Genomic DNA, 22,696 nt, shown 5'->3' with positions numbered 1-22,696 from the left:
TCCACCCCTTAGAAGTACGGCTGTGACCTAGCCGACACCGAGGAATCAAAAAAAACTTTCCAGAAGGGGTTGTATCCGCTGCCGAGGTTTGCGAGTCTCTTCTTGGCGATCGGGACGGCCCGCAAGACCGGCCTCCACTGAGAGTCAGAACCCCTCCTCAAACCACGGACCACACCGGTTCATCCGGCAGTCGGCCCTTCACTTGTTGAGGGATTCGTGAAAGCGTTCACATTCACAAGCAACTTGCACGTAATAACCAAGAGAGGTAGCAGCCATGGACTGGCGTCACAACGCCGTTTGTCGTGAGGAAGACCCCGAGCTGTTCTTCCCCATCGGCAACACCGGTCCTGCGCTGCTGCAGATCGAGGAAGCCAAGGCCGTCTGCCGCCGCTGCCCCGTCATGGAGCAGTGCCTGCAGTGGGCGCTTGAGTCCGGCCAGGACTCCGGCGTCTGGGGTGGCCTCAGCGAGGACGAGCGCCGCGCGATGAAGCGCCGCGCCGCCCGCAACCGGGCGCGCAACGCCAGCGCCTGAGCCACCTGCACAGCCTGAGGCACGCGGCGCGTACACCGTGTACGCATTCACCGCCCCCGAGCCGCAGCGCGCAGCAGTAAAGCAGTACCCCACAGCATTCGAGCCCCGGACCGATCCCCTTCGGTCCGGGGCTCGCTGCTGTGCGTGACCGTTGGTACGGACCACGCCTCACGGTTCACTTCTGCGGGCGCACCGGGATGTCCAGGACGACCTTGGTGCCGCGCTCGCTGCCGGGCCGCATGTCGAAGGTGCCGCCCAACTCCCCCTCCACCAGGGTCCGTACGATCTGCAGACCGAGGTTGCCGGCCTTCTGCGGGTCGAAGCCCTCGGGGAGGCCCCGGCCGTCGTCGCGGACGGTGATGAGGAGTCGGGAGTCGGGGCGGGGCTCGCCGCGGACCGCACTGACCTCGACGGTGCCGTGCTCGCCGGGGGCGAAGGCGTGCTCCAGGGCGTTCTGCAGGATCTCGGTGAGGACCATGGAGAGCGGGGTGGCGACCTCCGCGTCCAGGATGCCGAAGCGGCCGTTGCGCCGGCAGGTGACCTTGCCCGGGGAGATCTCGGCGACCATCGCGATGACCCGGTCGGCGATCTCGTCGAACTCGACCCGCTCGTCCAGGTTCTGGGACAGCGTCTCGTGGACGATGGCGATCGAACCGACGCGCCGGACCGCCTCGTTGAGCGCCTCGCGCCCCCGGTCGGAATCCATCCGGCGGGCCTGGAGGCGCAACAGGGCGGCCACCGTCTGGAGGTTGTTCTTCACCCGGTGGTGGATCTCCCGGATGGTGGCGTCCTTGGTGATCAACTCGCGCTCGCGTCGGCGCAGTTCGGTGACGTCCCGGAGCAGGACGAGCGAGCCGATCCGGCTGCCCTTCGGCTTGAGCGGGATGGCGCGCAGCTGGATGACCCCGCCGCTGCCCTCCACCTCGAAGTTCCTGGGGGCGTAGCCGGAGGCGAGTTTGACCAGGGCCTCGTCGACCGGGCCGCGGGAGGGGGCCAGTTCGGCGGTGATCTGGCCGAGGTGCTGGCCGACCAGGTCGGCGGCGAGGCCGAGCCGGTGGTAGGCGGAGAGGGCGTTGGGCGAGGCGTACTGGACCATGCCGTCGGCGTCCAGGCGGACCAGGCCGTCGCCGGCCCGCGGCAGCGAGTCCATGTCGGACTGCTCGCCGGGGTAGGGGAAGGTGCCGGCCGCGATCATCTGGGCGAGGTCGGAGGCCGACTGGAGGTAGGTGAGTTCGAGCCGGGAGGGGGTGCGGACGGTCAGCAGGTTGGTGTTGCGGGCGATCACGCCGAGGACCCGGCCGTCGCGGCGTACGGGGATGGACTCGACCCGGACCGGGACCTCCTCGCGCCACTCGGGGTCGCCCTCGCGGACGATCCGGCCCTCGTCGAGGGCGGCGTCCAGGAGCGGGCGGCGGCCGCGCGGGACCAGGTGGCCGACCATGTCGTCCTGGTAGGAGGTGGGGCCGGTGTTCGGCCGCATCTGGGCGACGGAGACGTACCGGGTGCCGTCGAGGGTGGGGACCCACAGCACGAGGTCGGCGAAGGAGAGGTCGGAGAGCAGCTGCCACTCCGACACCAGCAGGTGGAGCCACTCCAGGTCGGAGTCGCTCAGGGCGGTGTGCTGGCGGACGAGGTCGTTCATGGAGGGCACGGTGCGAGCGTACCCGCGGAATTAACGGCCGGTGAACCTGGCTCTTCGGGGCTTCGTGTTGGAGGATGGCCCCGGAAACACCGCGTTCGGACGGATGGACAGACAAGAATGGTCTAGTCCACAATGGACGCATCGAACTTCATACAGCCTCCATCCTCCCCGCACAGGAGGATGGACGAGGTTCCCGGCGCTCTCTGCCCTGACTGCGTCGAGACCTCCCTTCACGGCCGTGGGACCGCACACCCCCGGCCGAGTACACCCGGGCTGCGGTGCCGGGCGGGTTGAGGGTCCCGCCGGGCGCCGCGGCCCGTGGTCTTTTCCGGGGCGCGGTTCACGGGGACGGGTGCGGCCAGGCGAGCATCGCCGACTCCGCCACCGCGGTCAGCTCCTCCTCCGTCGCCCCGTCGCGGGCCTGCTGGGACATGCCCTGGAGCACGGCTCCGCTCAGGCGCGCGAGGATGCGGGGGTCGGTGGCGGCGGGCAGCGCGCCGGCCTCGACGTCCCGTCGGATCCGCTCCTCGATGGCGGCCAGATTCGCGTTGCGCCGGTCCCTCAGGGCGTCCTCCACCTCCGGGGTGGAGCAGTTGACGGCGGCGGAGATCACCAGACAGCCCGGCGGGTGGCCCGCCTCCGTGTACGCGACGGCGGCCTCGCGGAGCATGCGCGCGACGCCCGCGCGGGCGGTCGGCTCCTCCTCGAAGGCGCGGGTGCCGAAGGCGCCGTGCGAGAGCGTGTACGCCGCCACGACCTCCTCGAAGAGCGTCCGCTTGTCGCCGAAGGCCGCGTAGAGGCTCGGGGCGCTGATGCCCATGACCCGGGTGAGGTCGGAGACCGAGGTCGTCTCGTAGCCGTGCTCCCAGAAGGCCATCGTCGCCTGCTCCAGAGCCGTGGGCCGGTCGAAGGAGCGGGGGCGGCCGCGCTGTTTCGTCGCCATGGGGTGAATTCTATAGCGCGCGTTACGGATCATGGGGTACGGTCTTTTCTGTAACGACCACTATGAAATGAGGGGGGCGTCGCCATGGGCGTGCTCACGGGCAGGACGGCACTGGTCACCGGCGCGAGCCGGGGCATCGGGCGGGGCATCGCCGAGCGGCTGGGCCGGGACGGGGCGCGGGTCGCGGTCCACTACGGGACGAACGAGGCGGCGGCGAAGGAGACGGTGGCCGCGATCGAGGCGGCGGGCGGCGAGGCCTTCGCGATCGGGCAGGAGCTGGGGGTGCCGGGCGACGCGGAGGCGCTGTGGGCGGCCTTCGACAAGCACGCGGAGGGGCTGGACATCCTGGTGAACAACGCGGGGATCGGAGCGTCCGCCCCCTTCGCCTCCATCGAGGAGGCGGAGTACGACCGGATCTTCGCGGTGAACGCGAAGGCGCCGTTCTTCCTGGTGCGGTCCGGCGCGGAGCGGCTGCGGGACGGCGGCCGGATCGTGAACGTGTCGACGGGGCTGAGCAGGACGGCGCTGATGCCGGACCTGATCGCCTACTCGATGTCGAAGGCCGCCCTGGACGTCTTCACCCGCGATCTGTCGAAGCTTCTGGGCCCGCGCGGGATCACGGTCAACTCGGTGGCGCCGGGGGTCGTGGCCACGGACAACACGGCCTGGCTGGAGGGCGACGAGGAGGCCCGGGCACGGGTGGCGGCGTACTCGGCGCTGGGCCGGATCGGGAGCACGGCCGACATAGCCGACGTGGTGGCCTTCCTCGCCTCGGACGACGCGCGCTGGGTGACGGGCTCCTGGATCGACGCGACGGGCGGCTCGCTGACCTGAGCCGGCGGCCCGGGGCGGCCCGGACGGGGGTCGGGCCGCCCCGACGGGGGCCCGGGGCGGTGGGGTTCGAGTGGCTGGGGAGTAGCGGGCGGATGACGATGGAGGGGCCGGGAGGCGCGGGCCGTCCGGGGTGCGGAACGGCATGAGGAGGCGGGCCTCCCTCTGCTAGATTGGGACTTTGATTGGTCTATACCACATGGCCCCTCCCCAGCCCCTCACCAGATCGGCAGGCACAGCGTGGAAGTTGTCATCGTCAAGGACGCCAAGGCGGGCGGAGAGCTCATCGCGGACGGCATCGCCGGCCTCCTGCGCCGCAAGCCCGACGCGCTGCTCGGCGTGGCCACGGGCTCGACCCCGATCCCGATCTACGACGCCCTGATCGCCCAGGTCAAGGCCGGCTCCGTGGACGCCTCCCGGGCCCGCATCGCCCAGCTGGACGAGTACGTCGGACTGCCGGCCGGGCACCCGGAGTCGTACCGCTCGACCGTGCTGCGCCAGGTCGTCGAGCCGCTCGGGCTGCCCGCGGACCACTTCATGGGCCCCGACGGCTCGGCCGAGGACGTCCAGGCCGCCTGCGAGGCGTACGACAGGGCACTGGTCGACGCCGGCGGCGTGGACCTCCAGATCCTGGGCATCGGCACCGACGGGCACATCGGGTTCAACGAGCCCTGCTCCTCGCTCGCCTCCCGCACCCGGATCAAGACGCTCACCGAGCAGACCCGGGTGGACAACGCCCGCTTCTTCGACAACGACATCGAGCAGGTCCCGCACCACGTCATCACCCAGGGCATCGGCACCATCCTGGAGGCCCGCCACCTGGTGCTGCTCGCCACCGGCGAGGGCAAGGCCGAGGCCGTCGCGCAGACCGTCGAGGGCCCCGTCGCGGCGCTCGTGCCGGCCTCCGCGCTCCAGCTCCACCCGCACGCCACCGTGGTCGTGGACGAGGCCGCCGCCTCCAAGCTGAAGCTCGCCGACTACTTCCGACAGACGTACGCGAGCAAGCCCTCCTGGCAGGGCATCTGATCCCTCCTCCTCGGGACCACGCGAAGGGCCCGGCACCTGGATCAGGTGCCGGGCCCTTCGCGTACTCCCCGACCGTCAGGCGCCGGTGCTGGCCACGGCCTCCGCCGCGGCGCGGCCGCAGACCCGGGCGGCGCCGTGTGTGGCGATGTGCAGGGCGCCGCGCGGCTCCGCCTCGTTGAGACCCATCTCGACGACGACGGTGTCCGGGCGGGCGGCGACCAGGCCGTCCAGGGCCGCGGTCATCCACGGGTGGCGGTGGAGGTCGCGGACGACCGCGACGATCCGCCGCTCCCCCGCCGCCGCGAGGACGGAGTCCACCGTGGCCTCGGCCCCGAAGGAGCCGGACCCGGTGCCCGGCAGCAGCCGGTCCAGCTCGGCGGCGACGCCCCACGGGGTCTCGTCGCCGACCGCGAAGTTGGCGACCGGGGTGAAGGAGGCGACGAAGGGAGCGCTCGACACCGGGGTGTAGGGCTGGGCGCCCTTGGTGATCCGCAGGGCCCGGCGGGCCGCCACGAGTCCGATGTCGGCGCCGGGCGCGGTCCCCTCCTGCACTGCCGCGCCCGGCACCGATCCAGCCCCCCTCGCCCGGTGCGCCTGGGTCCAGGCCGCCAGGGCGCGCACGCGCGCCGCGGCGTCGGCCAGCCGCTCCTCGGGCAGTTCACCGGTCCGTACCGCGGAGACCAGCGCGTCGCGCAGCCGCAGCACGGTGTCCTCGTCGCACAGCCCGCCGCCGACGCAGATGGCGTCGGCGCCCGCGGCGATGGCGAGGACGGATCCGCGCTCGATGCCGTACGTCGCCGCGACGGCCTGCATCTCCATGCCGTCGGTGACGATCAGGCCGTCGAAGCCCAGCTCCTGGCGGAGCAGACCGGTGAGGATCTGCGGGCTCAGGGTGGCCGGACGTTCGGTGTCGAGCGCGGAGAGCAGGATATGCGCGCTCATGACCGCCTTGGTACCGGCGGCGATGGCCGCGCGGAAAGGCACCAGCTCACGGGCGTGCAGTGTGGCGAGGTCCACATCGATCCGGGGCAGCGCGTCGTGCGAGTCGACGTTGGTGTCGCCGTGTCCGGGGAAGTGCTTGGTGCAGGCGGCGACCCCGACGGCCTGGAGGCCGTCGACGTACGCCACGGTGTGCCGGGCGACCAGGTCCGGGTCGGGTCCGAAGGAGCGGACGCCGATGACCGGGTTCTCGGCGTTGGAGTTCACGTCGGCCGAGGGGGCCCAGTTGAGGTCGATCCCGCAGGCGACGAGCCGGCGGCCGAGCTCGCGGGCGACGGCCCGGGTCAGCTCGACGTCGTCGACCCGGCCCAGGGCGTAGTTGCCCGGGAAGGACGAGCCCTCGTTGACCTCCAGGCGGGTGACGTCGCCGCCCTCCTCGTCGATGGCGACGAGGACGTCCTCCCGCTCCGCGCGGAGCTGGGCGGTGAGCCGGGCGAGCTGCCCGGGGTCCGCGACGTTGCGGCCGAAGAGGCCGACGGACGACAGGCCCTCGCCGATCCGGCGGAGCAGCCAGTCGGGGGCGGTGGTGCCGACGAAGCCGGGCTGGAGGACCGTGAGCGCGTCGCGGGTCAGCGTGTCCGAGCCGTGTACCAGTGTGGTCATGGGGCGCCGTTATCCCTTCACCGCGCCGGCGGTCATGCCGCCGACGGCCTTGCGCTGGAGGAAGAGGAAGACGATGAGCACGGGCAGGGCGAAGAGCGTGGAGGCGGCCATGGTGGCGCCCCAGTCGTCGCCGAACGCGGTCTGGAACTGGGTGAGCCAGAGCGTCAGGGTCTGGTTCGTCTTGTCCTTGTTGAGCACCAGGACCATGGCGAACTCGTTCCAGGCCGTGATGAAGCCGAAGAGCGAGGTGGACATCAGGCCCGGGGCGAGCAGCGGGAAGATGACCTTGCGGAAGGCCTGGCCGCGGGTGCAGCCGTCGATCTGGGCGGCCTCCTCCAGCTCGACCGGGACGGCGGCGATGAAGCCGCGCAGGGTCCAGATGGTGAAGGGGAGGACCATCACGAAGTAGATCGCGGTGAGCAGCGGGATGCTGTTCAGCATCTCGTTGTCGCGGGCGATCATGTACATCGCGATGACCATGACCTCCCAGGGGGCCATCTGGGCCATCATCACGATGAGGACGATGCCCTTGCGGCCCTTGAACTTCATGCGGGCGATCGCGAAGCTCGCGGCGAGGGCGACGAGCAGGGCCAGGAGGACGGCGCCGACCGTGACGATCAGGCTGTTGGTGACGTACGTCCAGAAGAGGTCGACGCCGGTGGCGTTGCCGTAGTTCTCGAAGGTCGGCGTGAAGAAGAAGACCGGGTCCTTGGTGAGGATCTCGCTCTGCGGCTTCAGCGAGGACGAGAACATCCAGTAGACCGGGAAGACGAAGATCACGGCCAGGACGAGCGCGGTGGCGTTCTTCGCGACGGTGCCGACGGTCAGCGGCTTGCGGCGCAGCTTCTGCGGGGCGAGCTCCTGGGGAGCCGGCGCCTTGGGGGTCTGTGCGGTGGTGCTCACTGCTCGTCCTCCTGCTTCAGGATCAGGCGGAAGTAGAAGGACATGGCCACGAGGAGCATCACGATGGTGAGGATCGAGATGGCCGCCGCGACGCCGTAGTGCTGCTGGCTCATGCCTTCGATGTACGCGAAGACGGGAAGGGTCTCGGTGGCGCGGTCGGGGCCGCCCTGGTTCATGGCGTAGACCTGGGTGAACGCCTTGAAGACCCAGATGATCTCCAGGAAGGTGGTGATCATGAAGAAGGGCTTGAGGTTCGGGAAGACCACGGACCAGAAGGTCCGCCAGCCGTTCGCGCCGTCCATGCGGGCCGCCTCGTAGAGCTCGGTGCCCACGGTGGTGAGGCCGGCGTACATGTTGAGGGCGACGAAGGGGACGGAGCCCCAGACGACGAGGGCCGTGATGATCACGAAGGCGGAGAAGCCGGTCTCGAACCAGTTGTGCTGGTCGTAGCCGGAGAAGCCGAGCGTGCGCATCAGCCAGTTGGCGACGCCGAACTGCTCGTCGAAGAGCCACCGGAAGACGGTGACGGAGGCGACGATCGGCATGGCCCAGGCGAAGGCGAGCGCGAGGGAGAGCACCAGGCGCATCTTCTTGCCGAGGCGGTTGAGCAGCAGGCCGATGCCGGTGCCGATCGCCATGATCAGCGCCACGTTGGCGGCGGTGAAGGCGACCGAGCGCAGGACGACGGTCCAGAACTCGGAGTTCCCCAGCAGCTCCGCGTAGTTGTCGAAGCCGACCCAGGGGGTCTCGCGGCGGATCAGCTCACGCCGGTTGACCGACTGGAAGGAGAGGATCAGGTTGCTGATCAGGGGGTAGAGCAGCAGCACCGCCATGGACAGCAGGGCGGGCGTGACGAGCAGGTACGGCAGTAGCCCACCAGGCAGCGAACGTCTGCCGCGCGAGGGCTGAAGGGCTTCCTTCGCGCCGGAAGGGGGTGGCGGAGTCTGCGACTTCCCTGCCGCCCTCCCGGGCGCGTCCTGGGAACCGGCGGTCGCCGTCCCCTGGGAGTCCACGGTCATGGTCTTCTTCCTCGCGGTTCTGGGGCTCCCGCGCCCACCGGGGCGCGGCCCGGGGGAGCGGGCCGCAAATCACTGCAACGACCCGGTGGCGTGGCCGGGGAGAACCGGCCACGCCACCGGGGTGGGATCACTGCTGGTTGATGCGCTCGGCGATGACCTTGTCGGCCTCTTCGCCGGCCTTCTGCGGGTCCTCGCCCTTCAGGACCTTGGTCATGTAGCCCTTGATCGGGTTGGGCTCGGTCTCGACGTTCGCCCAGCCGCCGGTGATCGGCGTGATGCGACCGACCTCGGCGACCTTCACCATGGCCTCGGCGAAGGAGCCGGCCTCGGGGGTGACCTGCGCGGAGGTGTCGACGGGGATGATGCCGCCCTTGTTGGCGGTGCCGTACGACTGGAGCTGCTTCTTGTTCGTGACGAAGGCCAGCCACTCCTTCGCGAGCTCCTGGTTCTTGGAGCGCTCGGCGACGGCGAGGTTCGAGCCGCCGAAGAAGACGGAGCCGGGCTTGTCGGCCGTCTTGCCCGGGATCGGGAAGTAGCCGAAGTCGGCCTTCTTGCCGGCCTTCTCGATGGCGGCGATCGCGCCGCCGGCCTCCCAGCCGAGACCGATCCAGGAGGAGACGCCGCCCTTGGGGACGATGTCGACGGACTGCTGCGGGGTGGCCTCGTCCTTGTCCTTCGGAGCGGTCGAGAAGGACTGCAGCTCCTTGTAGAAGTTCATGGCGGCGGCGGCCTGCGGGGTGGCCAGGCCACCCTTCCACTTGTCGCCGTCCTTGACCGCGAGCTCGCCGCCCTCGTCCCACAGGAAGCCGGCGAGGACGTACCAGCTCTGGCCCGGGAGGTAGATGGGCTGCGACTTGGCGTCGGCGGCCTTGAGCTTCTTCAGGCCGTCGATCCACTCGGTGCGGGTCTTCGGCGGGGTGACGCCGGCCTTCTTGTAGGCGGCCTTGTCGTAGATCACGACGCGGCTGGCGGCCCACCACGGAGCGGCGTAGAGCTTGCCGTCCAGCTCGGCCGAGGGCAGCATGCCCTTGCTCCAGTTGTTGTAACCGAGCTTGTCCTTGTCGCCCGAGAGGTCGGCGAGGCCGCCGGTGACGGCGTAACCCGTGGTCTGGGTGTTGCCGAGCTCCAGGACGTCCGGCGGGGTGTCCTCGGAGAGGGCCGTGGTGACCTTGGTCTGGATGTCGGTCCACTGCTGGACCTCGACGTTGACCTTGACGCCGGGGTGGGCGGCCTCGAACTCCTTGTTGACGCCGTCGATCCACTCCTTGGGAGCGGAACCGTCCATGACCCAGACGGTGAGCGACTTGTTGCCGCCCTCGGCCTTGTCCTTCTTGTCACCGCTGTCGGAACCGCCACACGCGGCAATAGAGACCATCATGCCCGCGACGCCGATCGCCGCGATGAGCTTGCGCTTCACGCCACCCTCCTCAGGGATGCCTGCAACCCCTGCCCACCGCGCGAAGACATACGTCAGGTAGTGCTCGTGGGGCTGGGACCTGGTCTTTAATGGTTTAGACCAGTACCCGGAGCTTGGCCTAGACCTTTAGGGGTGTCAAGGGTGTATAAGAAGGGCAGTCGCGTCCGTTATCGGACCGACACCTGAGGGAGGCCGACGACCCGTGACCGGTCCGTGCCACCATGTGAGCCGCGACAGACGGAGGAGCCGGTGACGGCAGCAGCACAGTCGGGAAGGCAGGCCATGGCCACGGAGGCGGGCAGCACGGAGACAGAGGGCGGGGCGGCGACCCGCACCGCGCGCGTGCCCAAGTACTACCGGCTGAAAAGGCACCTCCTCGACATGACGGAGACCCTGCCGCCCGGCACCCCGGTGCCGCCCGAGCGGACGCTCGCGGCCGAGTTCGACACCTCGCGCACCACCGTGCGCCAGGCCCTCCAGGAGCTGGTCGTCGAAGGCCGTCTGGAGCGCATCCAGGGCAAGGGCACCTTCGTGGCGAAGCCCAAGGTCTCCCAGTCCCTCCAACTCACCTCGTACACCGAGGACATGCGCGCCCAGGGCCTCGAACCCACCTCGCAGCTCCTCGACATCGGATACGTCACCGCCGACGACACCCTCGCCGGGCTGCTCGACATCTCGGCCGGCGGCCGGGTGCTGCGGATCGAGCGCCTCCGCCTCGCGAACGGCGAACCGATGGCGATCGAGACCACGCACCTTTCGGCCAAGCGCTTCCCCGCGCTGCGCCGTTCGCTGGTCAAGTACACCTCGCTCTACACCGCGCTCGCCGAGGTCTACGACGTGCACCTCGCCGAGGCCGAGGAGACCATCGAGACCTCCCTCGCCACCCCGCGCGAGGCGGGCCTGCTCGGCACCGACGTCGGCCTGCCGATGCTGATGCTCTCCCGCCACTCGCTGGACGCCCAGGGCGAGCCGGTGGAGTGGGTGCGCTCGGTCTACCGCGGCGACCGCTACAAGTTCGTCGCGAGGCTCCAGCGGCCGAACGGCTGAAAATCGATCTGAACCCGTACCCCGGCGCATCCGTGTGATGTGTCGGGGTACGTCGTTTTCGGCCAGAACCCGGAGGACATCGGGTTTCGCTCGAATGTCCTTCCCGATACAAGTCCGTTATTCGGACCAGGGTTCCCAAGGGCTGGACGGTCCCTTAGATTTCCACGGCATCAGCCGGTGATCAGCGAGGGGACTTCTTCACCATGTCAGAAACCGGAACCGGGAAACAACCGGTCGTCACACCGGCCAGGGTCGTCATCGCGCTCTGCCTCGTCGCCCCGTTCGTGGCGATGCTCTGGGTCGGTTCCTACGCGAAGGTCGATCCCCTTCTCGCCGGCATCCCGTTCTTCTACTGGTACCAGATGCTGTGGGTGCTGATCGCGACCGCGCTCACCGTCGTCGCGTACAAGCTCTGGCAGCGCGACCAGCGCGCCCGCCGCGTCCGTGAGGGTGGTGAGGAGCGATGAAGGACGTCAACGTCGTCGCGCTCAGCGTGTTCGTGTTCTTCTTCCTGGCCGTCACGGTCATGGGCTTCCTCGCCGCGAAATGGCGGAAGGCGGAGAACGAGAACAGCCTCGACGAATGGGGCCTGGGCGGCCGCTCGTTCGGCACCTGGGTGACCTGGTTCCTGCTCGGCGGAGACCTCTACACCGCGTACACCTTCGTCGCCGTCCCGGCGGCCATCTACGCGGCGGGCGCGGCCGGCTTCTTCGCCGTCCCCTACACCATCCTGGTCTACCCGCTGATCTTCACCTTCCTGCCGCGCCTCTGGTCGGTGTCGCACAAGCACGGCTACGTCACCACCTCCGACTTCGTCCGCGGCCGGTTCGGCTCCAAGGGCCTCTCGCTCGCGGTGGCGGTCACCGGCATCCTCGCCACGATGCCGTACATCGCGCTCCAGCTCGTCGGCATCCAGGCCGTCCTGGACGTGATGGGCGTCGGCGGCGGCGAGGACACCCACTGGTTCATCAAGGACCTGCCGCTGCTCATCGCCTTCGGCGTGCTCGCCGCGTACACCTACTCCTCGGGTCTGCGCGCCCCGGCGCTCATCGCCTTCGTCAAGGACACCCTGATCTACATCGTCATCGCGGTGGCGATCGTCTACATCCCGATCAAGCTGGGCGGCTTCGGCGAGATCTTCGCCGCCGCGGACGAGAAGTTCACCACCGCCAAGGCCGGCGCGCTCGTGCCCGGCGAGGCCGGACAGTGGACGTACGCGACGCTCGCCCTCGGCTCCGCGCTCGCGCTCTTCATGTACCCGCACTCCATCACGGCGACCCTGTCGTCCAGGAGCCGCGAGGTCATCCGCCGCAACACCACCATCCTGCCGCTGTACTCGCTGATGCTGGGCCTGCTCGCGCTGCTCGGCTTCATGGCGATCGCCGCCGGGATCAAGGTCCAGAACGGCCAGCTGGCCATCCCTCAGCTCTTCGAGGACATGTTCCCCGCCTGGTTCGCCGGCGTGGCCTTCGCCGCCATCGGCATCGGCGCGCTCGTGCCGGCCGCGATCATGTCGATCGCCGCGGCGAACCTCTTCACCCGGAACATCTACAAGGACTTCATCAAGCCCTCGGCCACCCCCGAGCAGGAGACCAAGGTCTCCAAGCTGGTGTCCCTCCTGGTGAAGGTCGGCGCCCTCGCCTTCGTCCTCACCATGGACAAGACCGTCGCCATCAACTTCCAGCTCCTCGGCGGCATCTGGATCCTCCAGACCTTCCCCGCCCTGGTCGGCGGCCTCTTCACCCGCTGGTTCCACCGCTGGGCGCTGCTCGCCGGCTGGGCCGTCGGCATGGTGTACGGCACGATCGCCGCGTACAACGTGTCGACGCCGAAGCAGAAGCACTTCGGCGGCTCCTCCGCCGAGATCCCCGGCATCGGCGAGATCGGCTACATCGGCCTCACCGCCTTCGTGCTCAACGTCGTGGTCACGGTCGTCCTCACCTTCGTCCTCAAGGCCGTCAAGGCCCCCGAGGGCGTCGACGAGACCTCGCCGTCGGACTACACGGCCGACTCCGGCGACGCCGGTGTCCGCACCGAGCTCCCGAAGGTCGGCGCCGGCCACTGAGCCGCCCCGCACCACCCCGCAGGCCGCCCGCCTCCCAGGCCGGGCGGCCTGCCGCGTCCCCACCCACCGAAAGGCCCCCATGCGACCGCGGACCACTCCCCCGCAGCTGCTCCTGCTCGCCGTCGGCCTCTCCGCGCTCGCCGGCTGCGGCACCGTGACGGCCACCGACCCGCCGGCCCCCGACCGCGCGGCCCTGGAGGCCCGCGCCCGGTACGCCCAGACCCGCGTCGAGCACGTCTACGTCACCGAGGCCGAGGGCTTCGCACCGGCGCTCCAGTCCGCCGGGGTCGTCGGCGACGACGGCTTCCAGATCGTGTACGTGAACAAGGACGGCGGCAGCGTCACGCTCAGCGCCGAACGGCGGCCCTTCCGCGCCGAGGAGTGCGTGGCCGGGCCCCCGGACGGCGACGGCTGCGAGGCCGAGGGCGACGGCTGGTACCGCCGCGCCGGCGACCGGCACGCCTACCTGCGCAACGAGGACGGGCTGCGCGTCGAGGTCGCCGCCCCGCTCACCGTCCCCCGCGACCTGCTGAAGCGGGCCGCCGCCAAGGCCCACCGGGCCGACGACGCCGAACTCGACGCCGTCCTGCCGAAGTCCACCGGCCCGGACGGGCCCGTGGAGCGCGGCGACCTGCCGCCCGTCGGCGACGGGGCGCCCGACAACTCGGTGGGCGCCGGCGGCTGAGCCGGGCAGACTGCGGGCATGGACTTCACGATCAGGGCCGTACGGCCGGAGGAGTACGAGGAGGTCGGCGAGCTCACCGCCCGCGCCTACCTCGACGACGGGCACCTCACCTTCGGCGAGGACGACGACTACCTGCCGGTGATGCGGGACGTCGCCCGGCGCGCCGTCGAGGCCGAGGTGCTGGTCGCCGTCGACCCCGCCGGGACACTGCTCGGCGCGGTCACCTTCACCGTCGGCGGCGGGGAGTGGGCGGACATCGCCGGCCCCGACGAGGCCGAGTTCCGGCTCCTCGCGGTGACGCGGGCGGCGCGTGGCCGGGGCGTCGGAGAGGCGCTCGTCCGGGCCTGCGTCGACCGGGCACGGGCCCTCGACGGCTGCGTCCGGCTGGTGCTGTCCACCCAGGACCGGATGACGGACGCGCACCGGATCTACCGCCGTCTGGGCTTCGTCCGGGTCCCCGGGCGGGACTGGAGCCCGGTGCCGGGCCTGTCCCCCCTGTGGGCGTTCTCCCTGGACACCTGAGTCCGGACACCTGAGCGAGGGGACACAACATGTGGGGGGTGCCGAGATCGGCGCCCCCCACATGTATGCTCGTGCTCGCTGTCGCCGCAGGGGAATCCGGTGCGAATCCGGAACTGTCCCGCAACGGTGTGCTTCGTGCGCTTTCGCACGAGGGGAGTCCGAGGACCTGCCGACGGTGCGCCCGGTCCGTCCGTTCCGGGTGCCGACGACGTCCGGGCCTCGCGGAATGGGCCGGTGGACGCGGGCGCTTCCGTGCGTGCGGAGGCCTGCCCGCCCCCCCTCCCCCCGCCGTGGCCCCGGGCCGAGCGAGGGAGAGCCCCCACGTGACCATCGCGCCTGCGGGTCCGTCAGCCGCCGAGGCCGCCGCGAGCGAGAGCGACGGCCCCGGGACCGTACTTCTGCGGACCCTGACCGACCTCACCGCCGACCTCCCCGACACCGACCCCGGCCGGGTCGCCGCCGCCGCGCTGCGCGGCCGGCACGCCGGTTCGGACGAGGCGGAGCTGCGCGAACTGGCCACCGAGGCCGCGGCCGGACTCATCTCCGAGGACCCCGCCTACTCCCGGCTCGCCGCCCGCCTGCTCACCCTCACCATCGCCGAGGAGGCGGTCTCCCAGGGCGCCGTCTCCTTCTCCGCCTCGGTCGCCACCGGCCACCGCGAGGGCCTGATCGCCGACCGCACCGCCGACTTCGTCACGCTGCACGCCGCCCGCCTGGACGCGCTGATCGACCCGGCCGCCGACGACCGCTTCGGCTACTTCGGCCTGCGCACGCTGTACTCCCGCTACCTGCTGCGCCACCCGATCACCCGCAAGGTCATCGAGACCCCGCAGCACTTCATGCTCCGGGTCGCCGCGGGCCTCGCCGAGGACGACAGCGTCCGCGCCCTGGACGAGGTGGCGGCGCTGTACGGCCTGATGAGCCGCCTGGACTACCTGCCGTCCTCCCCCACGCTCTTCAACTCGGGCACCCGCCACCCGCAGATGTCCTCCTGCTACCTGCTGGACTCCCCGCAGGACGAGCTGGACTCGATCTACGACCGCTACCACCAGGTCGCGCGCCTGTCGAAGCACGCCGGCGGCATCGGTCTGTCGTACTCCCGGATCCGCTCGCGCGGTTCGCTGATCCGCGGCACCAACGGCCACTCCAACGGCATCGTGCCCTTCCTGAAGACCCTGGACGCCTCGGTCGCCGCCGTGAACCAGGGCGGCCGCCGCAAGGGCGCCGCCGCCGTCTACCTGGAGACCTGGCACGCGGACATCGAGGAGTTCCTGGAGCTCCGCGACAACACCGGCGAGGACGCCCGCCGCACCCACAACCTGAACCTCGCCCACTGGATCCCGGACGAGTTCATGCGCCGGGTGAACGCCGACGCCGCGTGGTCGCTCTTCTCCCCCGCCGACGTGCCCGAGCTGGTCGACCTGTGGGGCGAGGAGTTCGACGCCGCGTACCGCGCCGCCGAGGCGAAGGGCCTGGCCCGGCGGACGATGCCGGCCCGCGACCTGTACGGCCGGATGATGCGGACCCTGGCGCAGACCGGCAACGGCTGGATGACCTTCAAGGACGCCTCGAACCGCACGGCCAACCAGACCGCCGAGCCCGGCACGGTCGTCCACTCCTCCAACCTGTGCACCGAGATCATCGAGGTCACGAACGACGGCGAGACGGCCGTCTGCAACCTCGGCTCGGTCAACCTCGGCGCGTTCGTGGCCGACGGGGACATCGACTGGGAGCGGCTCGACGCGACCGTCCGCACGGCCGTCACCTTCCTCGACCGGGTCGTCGACATCAACTTCTACCCGACCGAGCAGGCCGGCCGCTCCAACGCGAAGTGGCGGCCGGTCGGCCTGGGCGCGATGGGCCTCCAGGACGTCTTCTTCAAGCTGCGGCTGCCCTTCGACTCCGCCGCGGCCCGGGCGCTGTCCACCCGGATCGCCGAGCGGATCATGCTCGCCGCGTACGAGGCCTCCGCCGACCTCGCCGAGCGCAACGGCCCGCTGCCGGCCTGGGAGAAGACCCGCACCGCCCGGGGCGTGCTCCACCCGGACCACTACGGCGTCGAGCTGAACTGGCCGGAGCGCTGGGCGGCCCTGCGCGAGCGGATCGCGTCGACCGGCATGCGCAACAGCCTCCTCCTCGCCATCGCGCCGACCGCGACGATCGCGTCGATCGCCGGCGTGTACGAGTGCATCGAGCCGCAGGTCTCCAACCTCTTCAAGCGCGAGACGCTCTCCGGCGAGTTCCTCCAGGTCAACTCGTACCTGGTCGCCGAGCTGAAGGAGCTGGGCGTGTGGGACGCGCAGACCCGCGAGGCGCTGCGCGAGTCCAACGGCTCGGTGCAGGACTTCACCTGGGTGCCGGCCGAGGTCCGCGACCTGTACCGCACGGCGTGGGAGATCCCGCAGCGCGGTCTGATCGACATGGCCGCGGACCGCACCCCCTTCCTCGACCAGTCGCAGTCCCTGAACCTCTTCATGGAGACGCCGACCATCGGCAAGCTGTCGTCGATGTACGCGTACGCCTGGAAGCAGGGCCTGAAGACGACGTACTACCTGCGCTCGCGCCCGGCGACGCGGATCGCCCGCGCCGCGTCCGCGTCCGCGGCCGCCGCCACGATCCCCGTCCAGCAGGTCGCCGACCCCGACGCGGTCGCCTGCTCCCTGGAAAACCCCGAGTCCTGCGAGGCCTGCCAGTAATGAGCTCCACCGAGAAGAAGAACCTGCTGGACCCGGGCTTCGAACTGACCCTGCGTCCGATGCGCTACCCGGACTTCTACGACCGCTACCGGGACGCGATCAAGAACACCTGGACGGTGGAGGAGGTCGACCTGCACTCCGACGTCGCCGACCTCGCGAAACTGAGCCCGGCGGAGCAGCACATGATCGGCCGGCTGGTCGCGTTCTTCGCGACCGGCGACTCGATCGTGTCGAACAACCTCGTGCTGACGCTGTACAAGCACATCAACTCCCCCGAGGCGCGCCTGTACCTCTCGCGCCAGCTGTTCGAGGAGGCCGTGCACGTCCAGTTCTATCTGACGCTGCTCGACACCTACCTGCCCGACCCGGACGACCGCGCCGCCGCGTTCGACGCGGTCGAGGAGATCCCCTCGATCCGCGAGAAGGCGCAGTTCTGCTTCCGCTGGATGGACTCGGTCGAGAAGATCGAGAAGCTGGAGACGGCCGCCGACCGCCGCCGCTTCCTCCTCAACCTCATCTGCTTCGCCGCCTGCATCGAGGGCCTGTTCTTCTACGGCGCCTTCGCCTACGTGTACTGGTTCCGCTCCCGCGGCCTACTGCACGGCCTGGCGACCGGCACCAACTGGGTCTTCCGCGACGAGACCATGCACATGAACTTCGCCTTCGAGGTCGTGGACACGGTCCGCAAGGAGGAGCCGGAGCTCTTCGACGACGAGCTGCGCGAGCAGGTCACGGCCATGCTCCAGGAGGCCGTCGAGGCGGAGCTCCAGTTCGGCCGCGACCTGTGCGGCGACGGCCTGCCCGGCATGAACACCGAGTCCATGCGCGAGTACCTCCAGTGCGTCGCCGACCAGCGTCTGGTCCGCCTCGGATTCGCGCCGGTCTACGGCTCCGAGAACCCCTTCTCCTTCATGGAGCTCCAGGGCGTCCAGGAACTCACCAACTTCTTCGAGCGCCGCCCCTCCGCCTACCAGGTGGCGGTCGAGGGCACGGTCGACCTGGACGAGGACTTCTGAGCTCCGGATGTGAAGGTTTCCCGCCGGGGCGCGGCGACCGCACTAGAGTTGATCTTGTACAGCGTCACCGCTCCTCTGGGGGAAACACCTTGACCCGCAAGACCCGCGCCCTCGCGACCGCCGTCCTCACCCTGCTGATCGTCGGCGGCACCGCCGCCACCGCCTCCGCGGGGGACATGAGCTGGCAGTCCGTGCCGGTCAACGTCCTCGGCGACATGAGCTGGCAGTAGGACGTACGACGAAGGGCCCCGCACCGTGCCGGTGCGGGGCCCTTCGTCACGGGCGGGCCGGTCAGCCGTTGGCGACGACCGGGTAGCGCGGGGTGCCCTCTTCCATCTGGCGCAGCGCGTCCTTGCGGTCGCGCTTGGAGAGCTTGTCGATGTAGAGGAAGCCGTAGAGGTGGTCCGTCTCGTGCTGGAGGCAGCGGGCGAAGTAGCCGGTGCCGCGGACCTTGATGGGGTTGCCGTGCAGGTCCTGGCCGTGGACCTCGGCGAAGTCGGGGCGGGCCAGCTCCGCGTAGGCGGTGGGGACCGAGAGGCAGCCCTCGTTGGAGTCGTCCAGGTGGCGGCGGTCGGCCGGCAGCTCCTGGAGCACCGGGTTCACGACGTGGCCGGTGTGCCGGACGCCCTCGTCGTCGGGGCAGTCGTAGACGAAGACCTTGAGGCCGACGCCGATCTGGTTGGCGGCGAGGCCGACGCCCTCGGCCGTCTTCTGGCTGGCGAACATGTCGTCGACCAGGGCGGCCAGTTCGGGGCCGAACTCGGTGACGTCCTTGCACTCGTGGTGCAGCACCGGGTTGCCGACGACCGTGATCGGGCGGGACGTGCCCCGCTCGCGGTGCGCGAGCTCACGCGCCTCGCAGTCCTCCGTGTCCACGATGTAGCCGTCGTCGTCCAGGGCGTAGCCCGTGAAGATCTGCTCGCCCGACTCCTGCTGCGCCATGTGCCGCCGCGCCTTCCTGAAAACCCGATTCCGTCGGGGACAGCCTACGGGGCCGGGGCGGAAGGCTCAGCAGACCTCTTCGAGATCGCGCCATTCCCGGCTGTCGGGGCTGTCGGCGACCCAGCCGTCGAGGAGTCCGCGGACCAGGTCGGCCGGGGCGGCGATGCCGCACTCGCGCTCGGGCACCCACAGCTCGCCGGGCGAGCGGTGGCCGAGCGGTCCGGGGTGGCCGGGCTCGCTGTGGTCGTGCGGGTCGACGTGGTCGCCCTCGCCCTCGGCGCTGGGCATGGTCGACTCGGAGCAGGCGCGGCACAGGAGCCGTACCGACGAGGACCAGTCCTCGGCGGCGAAGCCGGCCTCGGCGGCGAGCTGCTCCAGGGCGTCCCGGTCGGCCTCGGTGGCGGCCTCCAGGAGGACGACCCAGGTGGGGACCGGGGAGGGCGCCCACAGCTCGATCTCGTCGAAGACGGGGTAGGAGGGGCCGGCGGTGGTGGTCCGCTCGCCGTTCGGGACGCCGTCGTGGAGGACGACCTCGCCCCAGCGGCGGCCGGAGGACGGCAGCGGGATGGAGAGGACCTCGATGCGGGCCGGGTCGAGCCGGCGGCCCCAGACGACCTCGGCCTCCCCTTCGGGCGAGAGCCGCACGGCGGCGCTGCCCAGCTCCATGCCGGCGGGCTCGCCGGTGGCGGAGGAGGCCCCGGGGACCTTCAGGCCGTACGCCTGCCAGGCGCGGCGGGCCAGCGGCCAGTCCTGGAGGGCGGTGGCGGCGATGCCGACGTTCCACCAGTCGGGGGCGCCGGTCTCCTTGTCGAGGAGGGCGACGGCCCGCAGTCCGGCGGCGCGCGCCTGCTCCCAGTCGTGCCGGAACTTGTGCAGCAGCGCCAGGTTGAACCAGGACTCGGAGAGCCAGGGCTCCAGATCGGCCGCCCGCGTGAGCAGCGCGCCCGCGTCCTCGTACCGGCCGTCGCCGATCAGCGTGAACGCGCGGTCGGTGGCCTGCCGCCACGAGGCGGAGGGCCGATGCCGTACCTTCCCGAAGATCCTCACGATTCCCGCCTGCCGGTCGCTTCACCCTCTTGTTCGCATCCAACCATGCCGGGTCGGACGCGCGCTCATTACCCATGGGTTACCCCGTCGGGGACGAGGTCACCCCAGGGGCTCCGTCGCGGGCGAGGACCCGGGCCAGACCGGCGACGACCTCGGGGTGGTGGTCGCGGGCGGTGCCGAGCCTGAGCGTCTCCAGGGCCTCCAGGGCGGCGCCCCCGTCCTCGCCCGCGAGGTCGTCGTAGGCGTTCACGGTGCGGACGATCCGGGCCGGCAGCGGCTGCTCGCGGTACGGATCGGCCTGCCGCTCGACGACGTGGGCGACGGCCGCGGGGACGCCGGTCATCCGGACCACCTCGCCGCCGAGCAGGGCGATCCGGCGCTGGTCCTCGGCGGGCAGCGGCGCGGTGGCGCCGCCGGGGACGGGGTCGAGGAGGGAGAGCTGGCCGATGTCGTGCATGAGGGCGGCGTACTCCAGGACGGTCAGCTCGGAGCCGCCGAGGCCCAGCTCGCGGCCGACGGCGGTGGCGAGGGCGGCGACCCGGCGGGCGTGCCCCGGTGGGGTGCAGCCGGCGATCTCGGTCGCCCGGGCGAGGGAGGCGATCGTCTGCCGGTTGACGGTGCGCACGGTCTCGTACCGGCGGTACGAGACCTGGGTGAGCAGCAGCGGCACGGCGAGGACGGGCAGCGCCCAGAGTCCGGCGGCGGCGACGCCGAGGGCCATGACGACGCCGGTGGCGCAGACGGCGGAGCCGATGCCGAGGAGGGCGCGCAGTTCGTCGCGGAGGAGGGGGCCGTACGGGTAGGCGGTGCGGGCGCGCAGCAGCAGGGCGGCGAGGACGGCGTCGCAGAGGCCGGTGAGGACGAGGACGAGGAGGAGGAAGAGGACGTAGGGGGCGCCGGTGCCGACGGGGCCGGTGAGGGCGCCGGCGTTGTAGAGCGGCTGGAAGCAGAGGGCGGCGAAGCCGACGGTGAGGACCCGGCGGGCGAGGTGGTCCGGGTCGGGGCCCCGGTCGTCGTCCTGGGCGCGGCGGCGGGCGATGTGGGGCACGATCCCGGCGAGGCCGGCGGCGCAGACGACGGCGACGGTCTGGAGGACGCCGTGGGTGGTGGGCGTGCCGGCGTCGGCGCCGAGCAGGGCGTAGGCGAGGGCGGCGGCCGCGGCGAGCGGGGCGGGTTCGCTCCCCCGCAGCGCCTCGCTCACGGGGCGGGCGCCCCGGCGGGCCAGTTCGCCGAGGGCGACGAGGGTGCCGAAGGCGAGGGCGTTGCCGGGTTCGGCGAGGCCGTGCCAGAGGGTGTGGGCGAGGCCGGCCGCGCCGAGGAGGAGGGCGGCGGCGCGGACGGCGCCGACGGTGGCCGCGCCCGGTCTCATGCGGGCTCCTTCGGCTGGGGCGCGAGCGGTCCCGGGGCGCGGGGCGCGGGGACCTGCGTACCGGCTTCGTCGGCGGTGACGGCGGTCCGCCAGCCCCAGCGGTCGAGCGCGCGGGCGAGGGCGGCGACCATCCGGGGGTCGAAGTGGCTGCCGGCGCACCGCTCCAGCTCGGCGAGGGCGGTGGCGACGGGCCGGGCGCGGCTGTAGGAGCGGGTGGAGGTCATGGCGTCGAAGGCGTCGGCGACGGCGACGACGCGGGCGCATTCGGGGATCTCCTCGCCGCGCAGCCCGTAGGGGTAGCCGGTGCCGTCGATGCGTTCGTGGTGGTGGAGGACGGCCGCGCGGGCCTCGCCGAGGAAGCCGATGCCGCGGACCATCTCGTGGCCGTACTCGGGGTGGAGTTCGATGATCCGGCGCTCCTCGGGGGTGAGCGGGCCGTCCTTGCGCAGGACGCGGGTGGGGACGCCGAGCTTGCCGACGTCGTGGAGGATGCCGGCGAAGCGGACGGTGTCGAGCCGGTCGCCGTCCATGCCGAGCTCACGGGCGATCAGGACGGAGGCGTGGCCGACGCGTTCGCTGTGGCCGCGGGTGTAGCTGTCCTTGATGTCGACGGCCTGGACGAGGGCGCGGATGGTGGCCTGGTGGGCGGCGCGCTCGTGGTGGTACTGGGCGAAGACCCAGCAGGAGAGGTACATGGGCAGCAGGACGAGGAGGGCGGCGGCGGGGCCGTGGGGGCTGCGCCAGAGGACGGCCATCATGAGGCCGACGAGGCCGTGGACGAGGTGCGGGGCGAGGGCGCGGCCGAGGAGTCCGCGCCAGGCGGCGCGGGGCGGCAGGCCGTCGGCGGTGGCGCGGATGCCGCCGTCGAGGGCGGTGAGGACGAGGCAGAAGGCGAGGGCCGCGCCGAGGGCGGGGAGCAGCGCGTGGGGTAACGCTCCGCCGGGGGCGTCGAGGGCGGCGGCGGTGTGGGCGGCGGCCCAGACGGCGAGGGCGGTGGCGGCGGCGCGCCAGGTGCGGCGCCAGCGGGCGGGGGGTTCGTCGACCCGGGCGAGGAGGCCGCCGGGGAGGGCGGTGAGCGCGGCGGCGGCCGGGGGCAGCAGCAGGGCGGCGGCGAGCAGCACCGGGTAGAAGGAGCCGGTGCCCATGGGGACGGAGCCGCCGGCGGAGCGGCCGAGGAGGCGGCAGCGGGCGGGCAGCTCGCAGAGCGCGTACAGGGCGGCGAGGAGGCCGGCGGTCGCCCAGGGGGTGGGCGACGGGGGGAGGAGCGCGGGCAGGGCGCACGCTCCGGCCCCGAGGGCGGCGCAGACGATGTACGCGCGGGCCGTTCGCGGGAGGGGCTTCACGACCGTCACGCGGTGCACGCTAGCGAGGACGGCGGCCGCTCAAGGCGGG

21 protein-coding genes and 1 riboswitch are annotated in these 22,696 nt (G+C 71.4%); of the genes, 11 read left to right on the top strand and 10 right to left on the bottom strand.

The features are described from left to right. Positions 1-274: 274 nt before the first annotated feature. Positions 275-532 (top strand): WhiB family transcriptional regulator, encoded by a 258-nt coding sequence (locus AB0E19_RS16670; RefSeq protein WP_003953983.1) that lies wholly within the window; start codon positions 275-277, stop codon positions 530-532. 175 nt (positions 533-707) lie between these two features. Here AB0E19_RS16670 and AB0E19_RS16665 read toward each other — a convergent pair whose 3' ends face one another. Continuing rightward, positions 708-2,174 (bottom strand): PAS domain-containing sensor histidine kinase, encoded by a 1,467-nt coding sequence (locus AB0E19_RS16665; protein WP_362179761.1) that lies wholly within the window; start codon positions 2,172-2,174, stop codon positions 708-710. A gap of 340 nt (positions 2,175-2,514) precedes the next feature. Continuing rightward, the gene (locus AB0E19_RS16660) at positions 2,515-3,117 is read right to left on the bottom strand and encodes a TetR/AcrR family transcriptional regulator (protein WP_362179758.1); all 603 of its coding nucleotides are present in this window, start codon (positions 3,115-3,117) and stop codon (positions 2,515-2,517) included. A gap of 84 nt (positions 3,118-3,201) precedes the next feature. Between AB0E19_RS16660 and AB0E19_RS16655 the strand changes: the two genes are divergently transcribed. Continuing rightward, the gene (locus AB0E19_RS16655; RefSeq protein WP_362179755.1) at positions 3,202-3,951 is read left to right on the top strand and encodes an SDR family oxidoreductase; all 750 of its coding nucleotides are present in this window, start codon (positions 3,202-3,204) and stop codon (positions 3,949-3,951) included. A 237-nt stretch (positions 3,952-4,188) separates the two neighbouring features. Beyond that, entirely contained in the window at positions 4,189-4,974 is a 786-nt protein-coding gene (gene nagB, locus AB0E19_RS16650; protein ID WP_362179752.1) for a glucosamine-6-phosphate deaminase, read from the top strand. Between the two features lie 75 nt (positions 4,975-5,049). Here nagB and AB0E19_RS16645 read toward each other — a convergent pair whose 3' ends face one another. The 4 genes from AB0E19_RS16645 to AB0E19_RS16630 form a co-directional block, all read right to left on the bottom strand. After that, positions 5,050-6,576, bottom strand: coding sequence for a glycoside hydrolase family 3 N-terminal domain-containing protein (locus AB0E19_RS16645; protein WP_362179749.1), 1,527 nt, complete (start codon positions 6,574-6,576; stop codon positions 5,050-5,052). A 9-nt stretch (positions 6,577-6,585) separates the two neighbouring features. Next, positions 6,586-7,419, bottom strand: coding sequence for a carbohydrate ABC transporter permease (locus tag AB0E19_RS16640; RefSeq protein ID WP_362180140.1), 834 nt, complete (start codon positions 7,417-7,419; stop codon positions 6,586-6,588). Positions 7,420-7,475: 56 nt separating this feature from the next. Next, a complete protein-coding gene (locus tag AB0E19_RS16635; RefSeq protein WP_362179746.1) occupies positions 7,476-8,498 on the bottom strand; it encodes a sugar ABC transporter permease in 1,023 nt (340 codons plus the stop codon). Positions 8,499-8,625: 127 nt separating this feature from the next. Next, positions 8,626-9,915, bottom strand: coding sequence for an extracellular solute-binding protein (locus tag AB0E19_RS16630; RefSeq protein WP_362179743.1), 1,290 nt, complete (start codon positions 9,913-9,915; stop codon positions 8,626-8,628). Positions 9,916-10,197: 282 nt separating this feature from the next. On the opposite strand from AB0E19_RS16630, the gene AB0E19_RS16625 reads away from it, so the two are divergent. From AB0E19_RS16625 to AB0E19_RS16590, 8 genes are all read left to right on the top strand, one after another. Then, on the top strand, positions 10,198-10,962 hold the full coding sequence (locus tag AB0E19_RS16625) for a GntR family transcriptional regulator (RefSeq protein ID WP_189848221.1): 765 nt from the start codon (positions 10,198-10,200) through the stop codon (positions 10,960-10,962). A 203-nt stretch (positions 10,963-11,165) separates the two neighbouring features. After that, on the top strand, positions 11,166-11,429 hold the full coding sequence (locus tag AB0E19_RS16620) for a DUF3311 domain-containing protein (protein ID WP_362179740.1): 264 nt from the start codon (positions 11,166-11,168) through the stop codon (positions 11,427-11,429). Next, a complete protein-coding gene (gene mctP, locus AB0E19_RS16615) occupies positions 11,426-13,027 on the top strand; it encodes a monocarboxylate uptake permease MctP (protein WP_362179737.1) in 1,602 nt (533 codons plus the stop codon). The genes AB0E19_RS16620 and mctP overlap by 4 nt, the downstream gene beginning before the upstream one ends. A 79-nt stretch (positions 13,028-13,106) precedes the next feature. Then, positions 13,107-13,712: a hypothetical protein gene (locus AB0E19_RS16610; protein ID WP_362179734.1), complete on the top strand. Its 606-nt coding sequence runs from the start codon at positions 13,107-13,109 to the stop codon at positions 13,710-13,712. Between the two features lie 18 nt (positions 13,713-13,730). Continuing rightward, on the top strand, positions 13,731-14,234 hold the full coding sequence (locus AB0E19_RS16605) for a GNAT family N-acetyltransferase (RefSeq protein WP_362179731.1): 504 nt from the start codon (positions 13,731-13,733) through the stop codon (positions 14,232-14,234). A 90-nt stretch (positions 14,235-14,324) separates the two neighbouring features. Beyond that, positions 14,325-14,401, top strand: a riboswitch (cobalamin riboswitch). Positions 14,402-14,557: 156 nt separating this feature from the next. Next, positions 14,558-16,930, top strand: a complete 2,373-nt coding sequence (locus tag AB0E19_RS16600; RefSeq protein WP_362179728.1) for a ribonucleoside-diphosphate reductase subunit alpha — start codon at positions 14,558-14,560, stop codon at positions 16,928-16,930. Continuing rightward, complete coding sequence (locus tag AB0E19_RS16595; RefSeq protein ID WP_362179724.1) at positions 16,930-17,946, top strand: ribonucleotide-diphosphate reductase subunit beta; 1,017 nt, start codon at positions 16,930-16,932, stop codon at positions 17,944-17,946. Before AB0E19_RS16600 ends, AB0E19_RS16595 begins: the two co-directional genes overlap by 1 nt. A gap of 89 nt (positions 17,947-18,035) precedes the next feature. Next, complete coding sequence (locus AB0E19_RS16590; protein ID WP_362179721.1) at positions 18,036-18,176, top strand: hypothetical protein; 141 nt, start codon at positions 18,036-18,038, stop codon at positions 18,174-18,176. Positions 18,177-18,237: 61 nt separating this feature from the next. On the opposite strand, the gene def is transcribed toward AB0E19_RS16590, so the two are convergent. The 4 genes from def to AB0E19_RS16570 all read right to left on the bottom strand — a co-directional run bounded on the left by def (position 18,238) and on the right by AB0E19_RS16570 (position 22,647). Then, complete coding sequence (gene def, locus AB0E19_RS16585; RefSeq protein ID WP_362179718.1) at positions 18,238-18,888, bottom strand: peptide deformylase; 651 nt, start codon at positions 18,886-18,888, stop codon at positions 18,238-18,240. Between the two features lie 66 nt (positions 18,889-18,954). Continuing rightward, complete coding sequence (locus tag AB0E19_RS16580) at positions 18,955-19,935, bottom strand: hypothetical protein (protein WP_031013187.1); 981 nt, start codon at positions 19,933-19,935, stop codon at positions 18,955-18,957. 79 nt (positions 19,936-20,014) lie between these two features. Next, on the bottom strand, positions 20,015-21,304 hold the full coding sequence (locus AB0E19_RS16575) for an HD domain-containing protein (protein WP_362179713.1): 1,290 nt from the start codon (positions 21,302-21,304) through the stop codon (positions 20,015-20,017). After that, on the bottom strand, positions 21,301-22,647 hold the full coding sequence (locus AB0E19_RS16570; protein WP_362180135.1) for an HD-GYP domain-containing protein: 1,347 nt from the start codon (positions 22,645-22,647) through the stop codon (positions 21,301-21,303). Before AB0E19_RS16570 ends, AB0E19_RS16575 begins: the two co-directional genes overlap by 4 nt. Positions 22,648-22,696 lie beyond the last annotated feature (49 nt).

The sequence above is a fragment of the Streptomyces sp. NPDC047974 genome, from assembly GCF_040653375.1.
Taxonomy (GTDB): Bacteria; Actinomycetota; Actinomycetes; order Streptomycetales; family Streptomycetaceae; genus Streptomyces.
The sequence above is the reverse complement of the archived record's forward strand: the minus strand, read 5'-3'. Positions and strand labels throughout refer to the sequence as shown.

Coding starts and splice junctions, on each gene's coding strand:
- AB0E19_RS16635 (WP_362179746.1), bottom strand. CDS start 8,498: ATGACCGTGGACTCCCAGGGGACGGCGACCGCCGGTTCCCAGGACGCG.
- AB0E19_RS16620 (WP_362179740.1), top strand. CDS start 11,166: ATGTCAGAAACCGGAACCGGGAAACAACCGGTCGTCACACCGGCCAGG.
- def (WP_362179718.1), bottom strand. CDS start 18,888: ATGGCGCAGCAGGAGTCGGGCGAGCAGATCTTCACGGGCTACGCCCTG.
- AB0E19_RS16655 (WP_362179755.1), top strand. CDS start 3,202: ATGGGCGTGCTCACGGGCAGGACGGCACTGGTCACCGGCGCGAGCCGG.
- AB0E19_RS16660 (WP_362179758.1), bottom strand. CDS start 3,117: ATGGCGACGAAACAGCGCGGCCGCCCCCGCTCCTTCGACCGGCCCACG.
- AB0E19_RS16665 (WP_362179761.1), bottom strand. CDS start 2,174: ATGAACGACCTCGTCCGCCAGCACACCGCCCTGAGCGACTCCGACCTG.
- AB0E19_RS16605 (WP_362179731.1), top strand. CDS start 13,731: ATGGACTTCACGATCAGGGCCGTACGGCCGGAGGAGTACGAGGAGGTC.
- AB0E19_RS16575 (WP_362179713.1), bottom strand. CDS start 21,304: ATGAGACCGGGCGCGGCCACCGTCGGCGCCGTCCGCGCCGCCGCCCTC.
- AB0E19_RS16625 (WP_189848221.1), top strand. CDS start 10,198: ATGGCCACGGAGGCGGGCAGCACGGAGACAGAGGGCGGGGCGGCGACC.
- AB0E19_RS16610 (WP_362179734.1), top strand. CDS start 13,107: ATGCGACCGCGGACCACTCCCCCGCAGCTGCTCCTGCTCGCCGTCGGC.
- mctP (WP_362179737.1), top strand. CDS start 11,426: ATGAAGGACGTCAACGTCGTCGCGCTCAGCGTGTTCGTGTTCTTCTTC.
- AB0E19_RS16670 (WP_003953983.1), top strand. CDS start 275: ATGGACTGGCGTCACAACGCCGTTTGTCGTGAGGAAGACCCCGAGCTG.
- AB0E19_RS16645 (WP_362179749.1), bottom strand. CDS start 6,576: ATGACCACACTGGTACACGGCTCGGACACGCTGACCCGCGACGCGCTC.
- AB0E19_RS16595 (WP_362179724.1), top strand. CDS start 16,930: ATGAGCTCCACCGAGAAGAAGAACCTGCTGGACCCGGGCTTCGAACTG.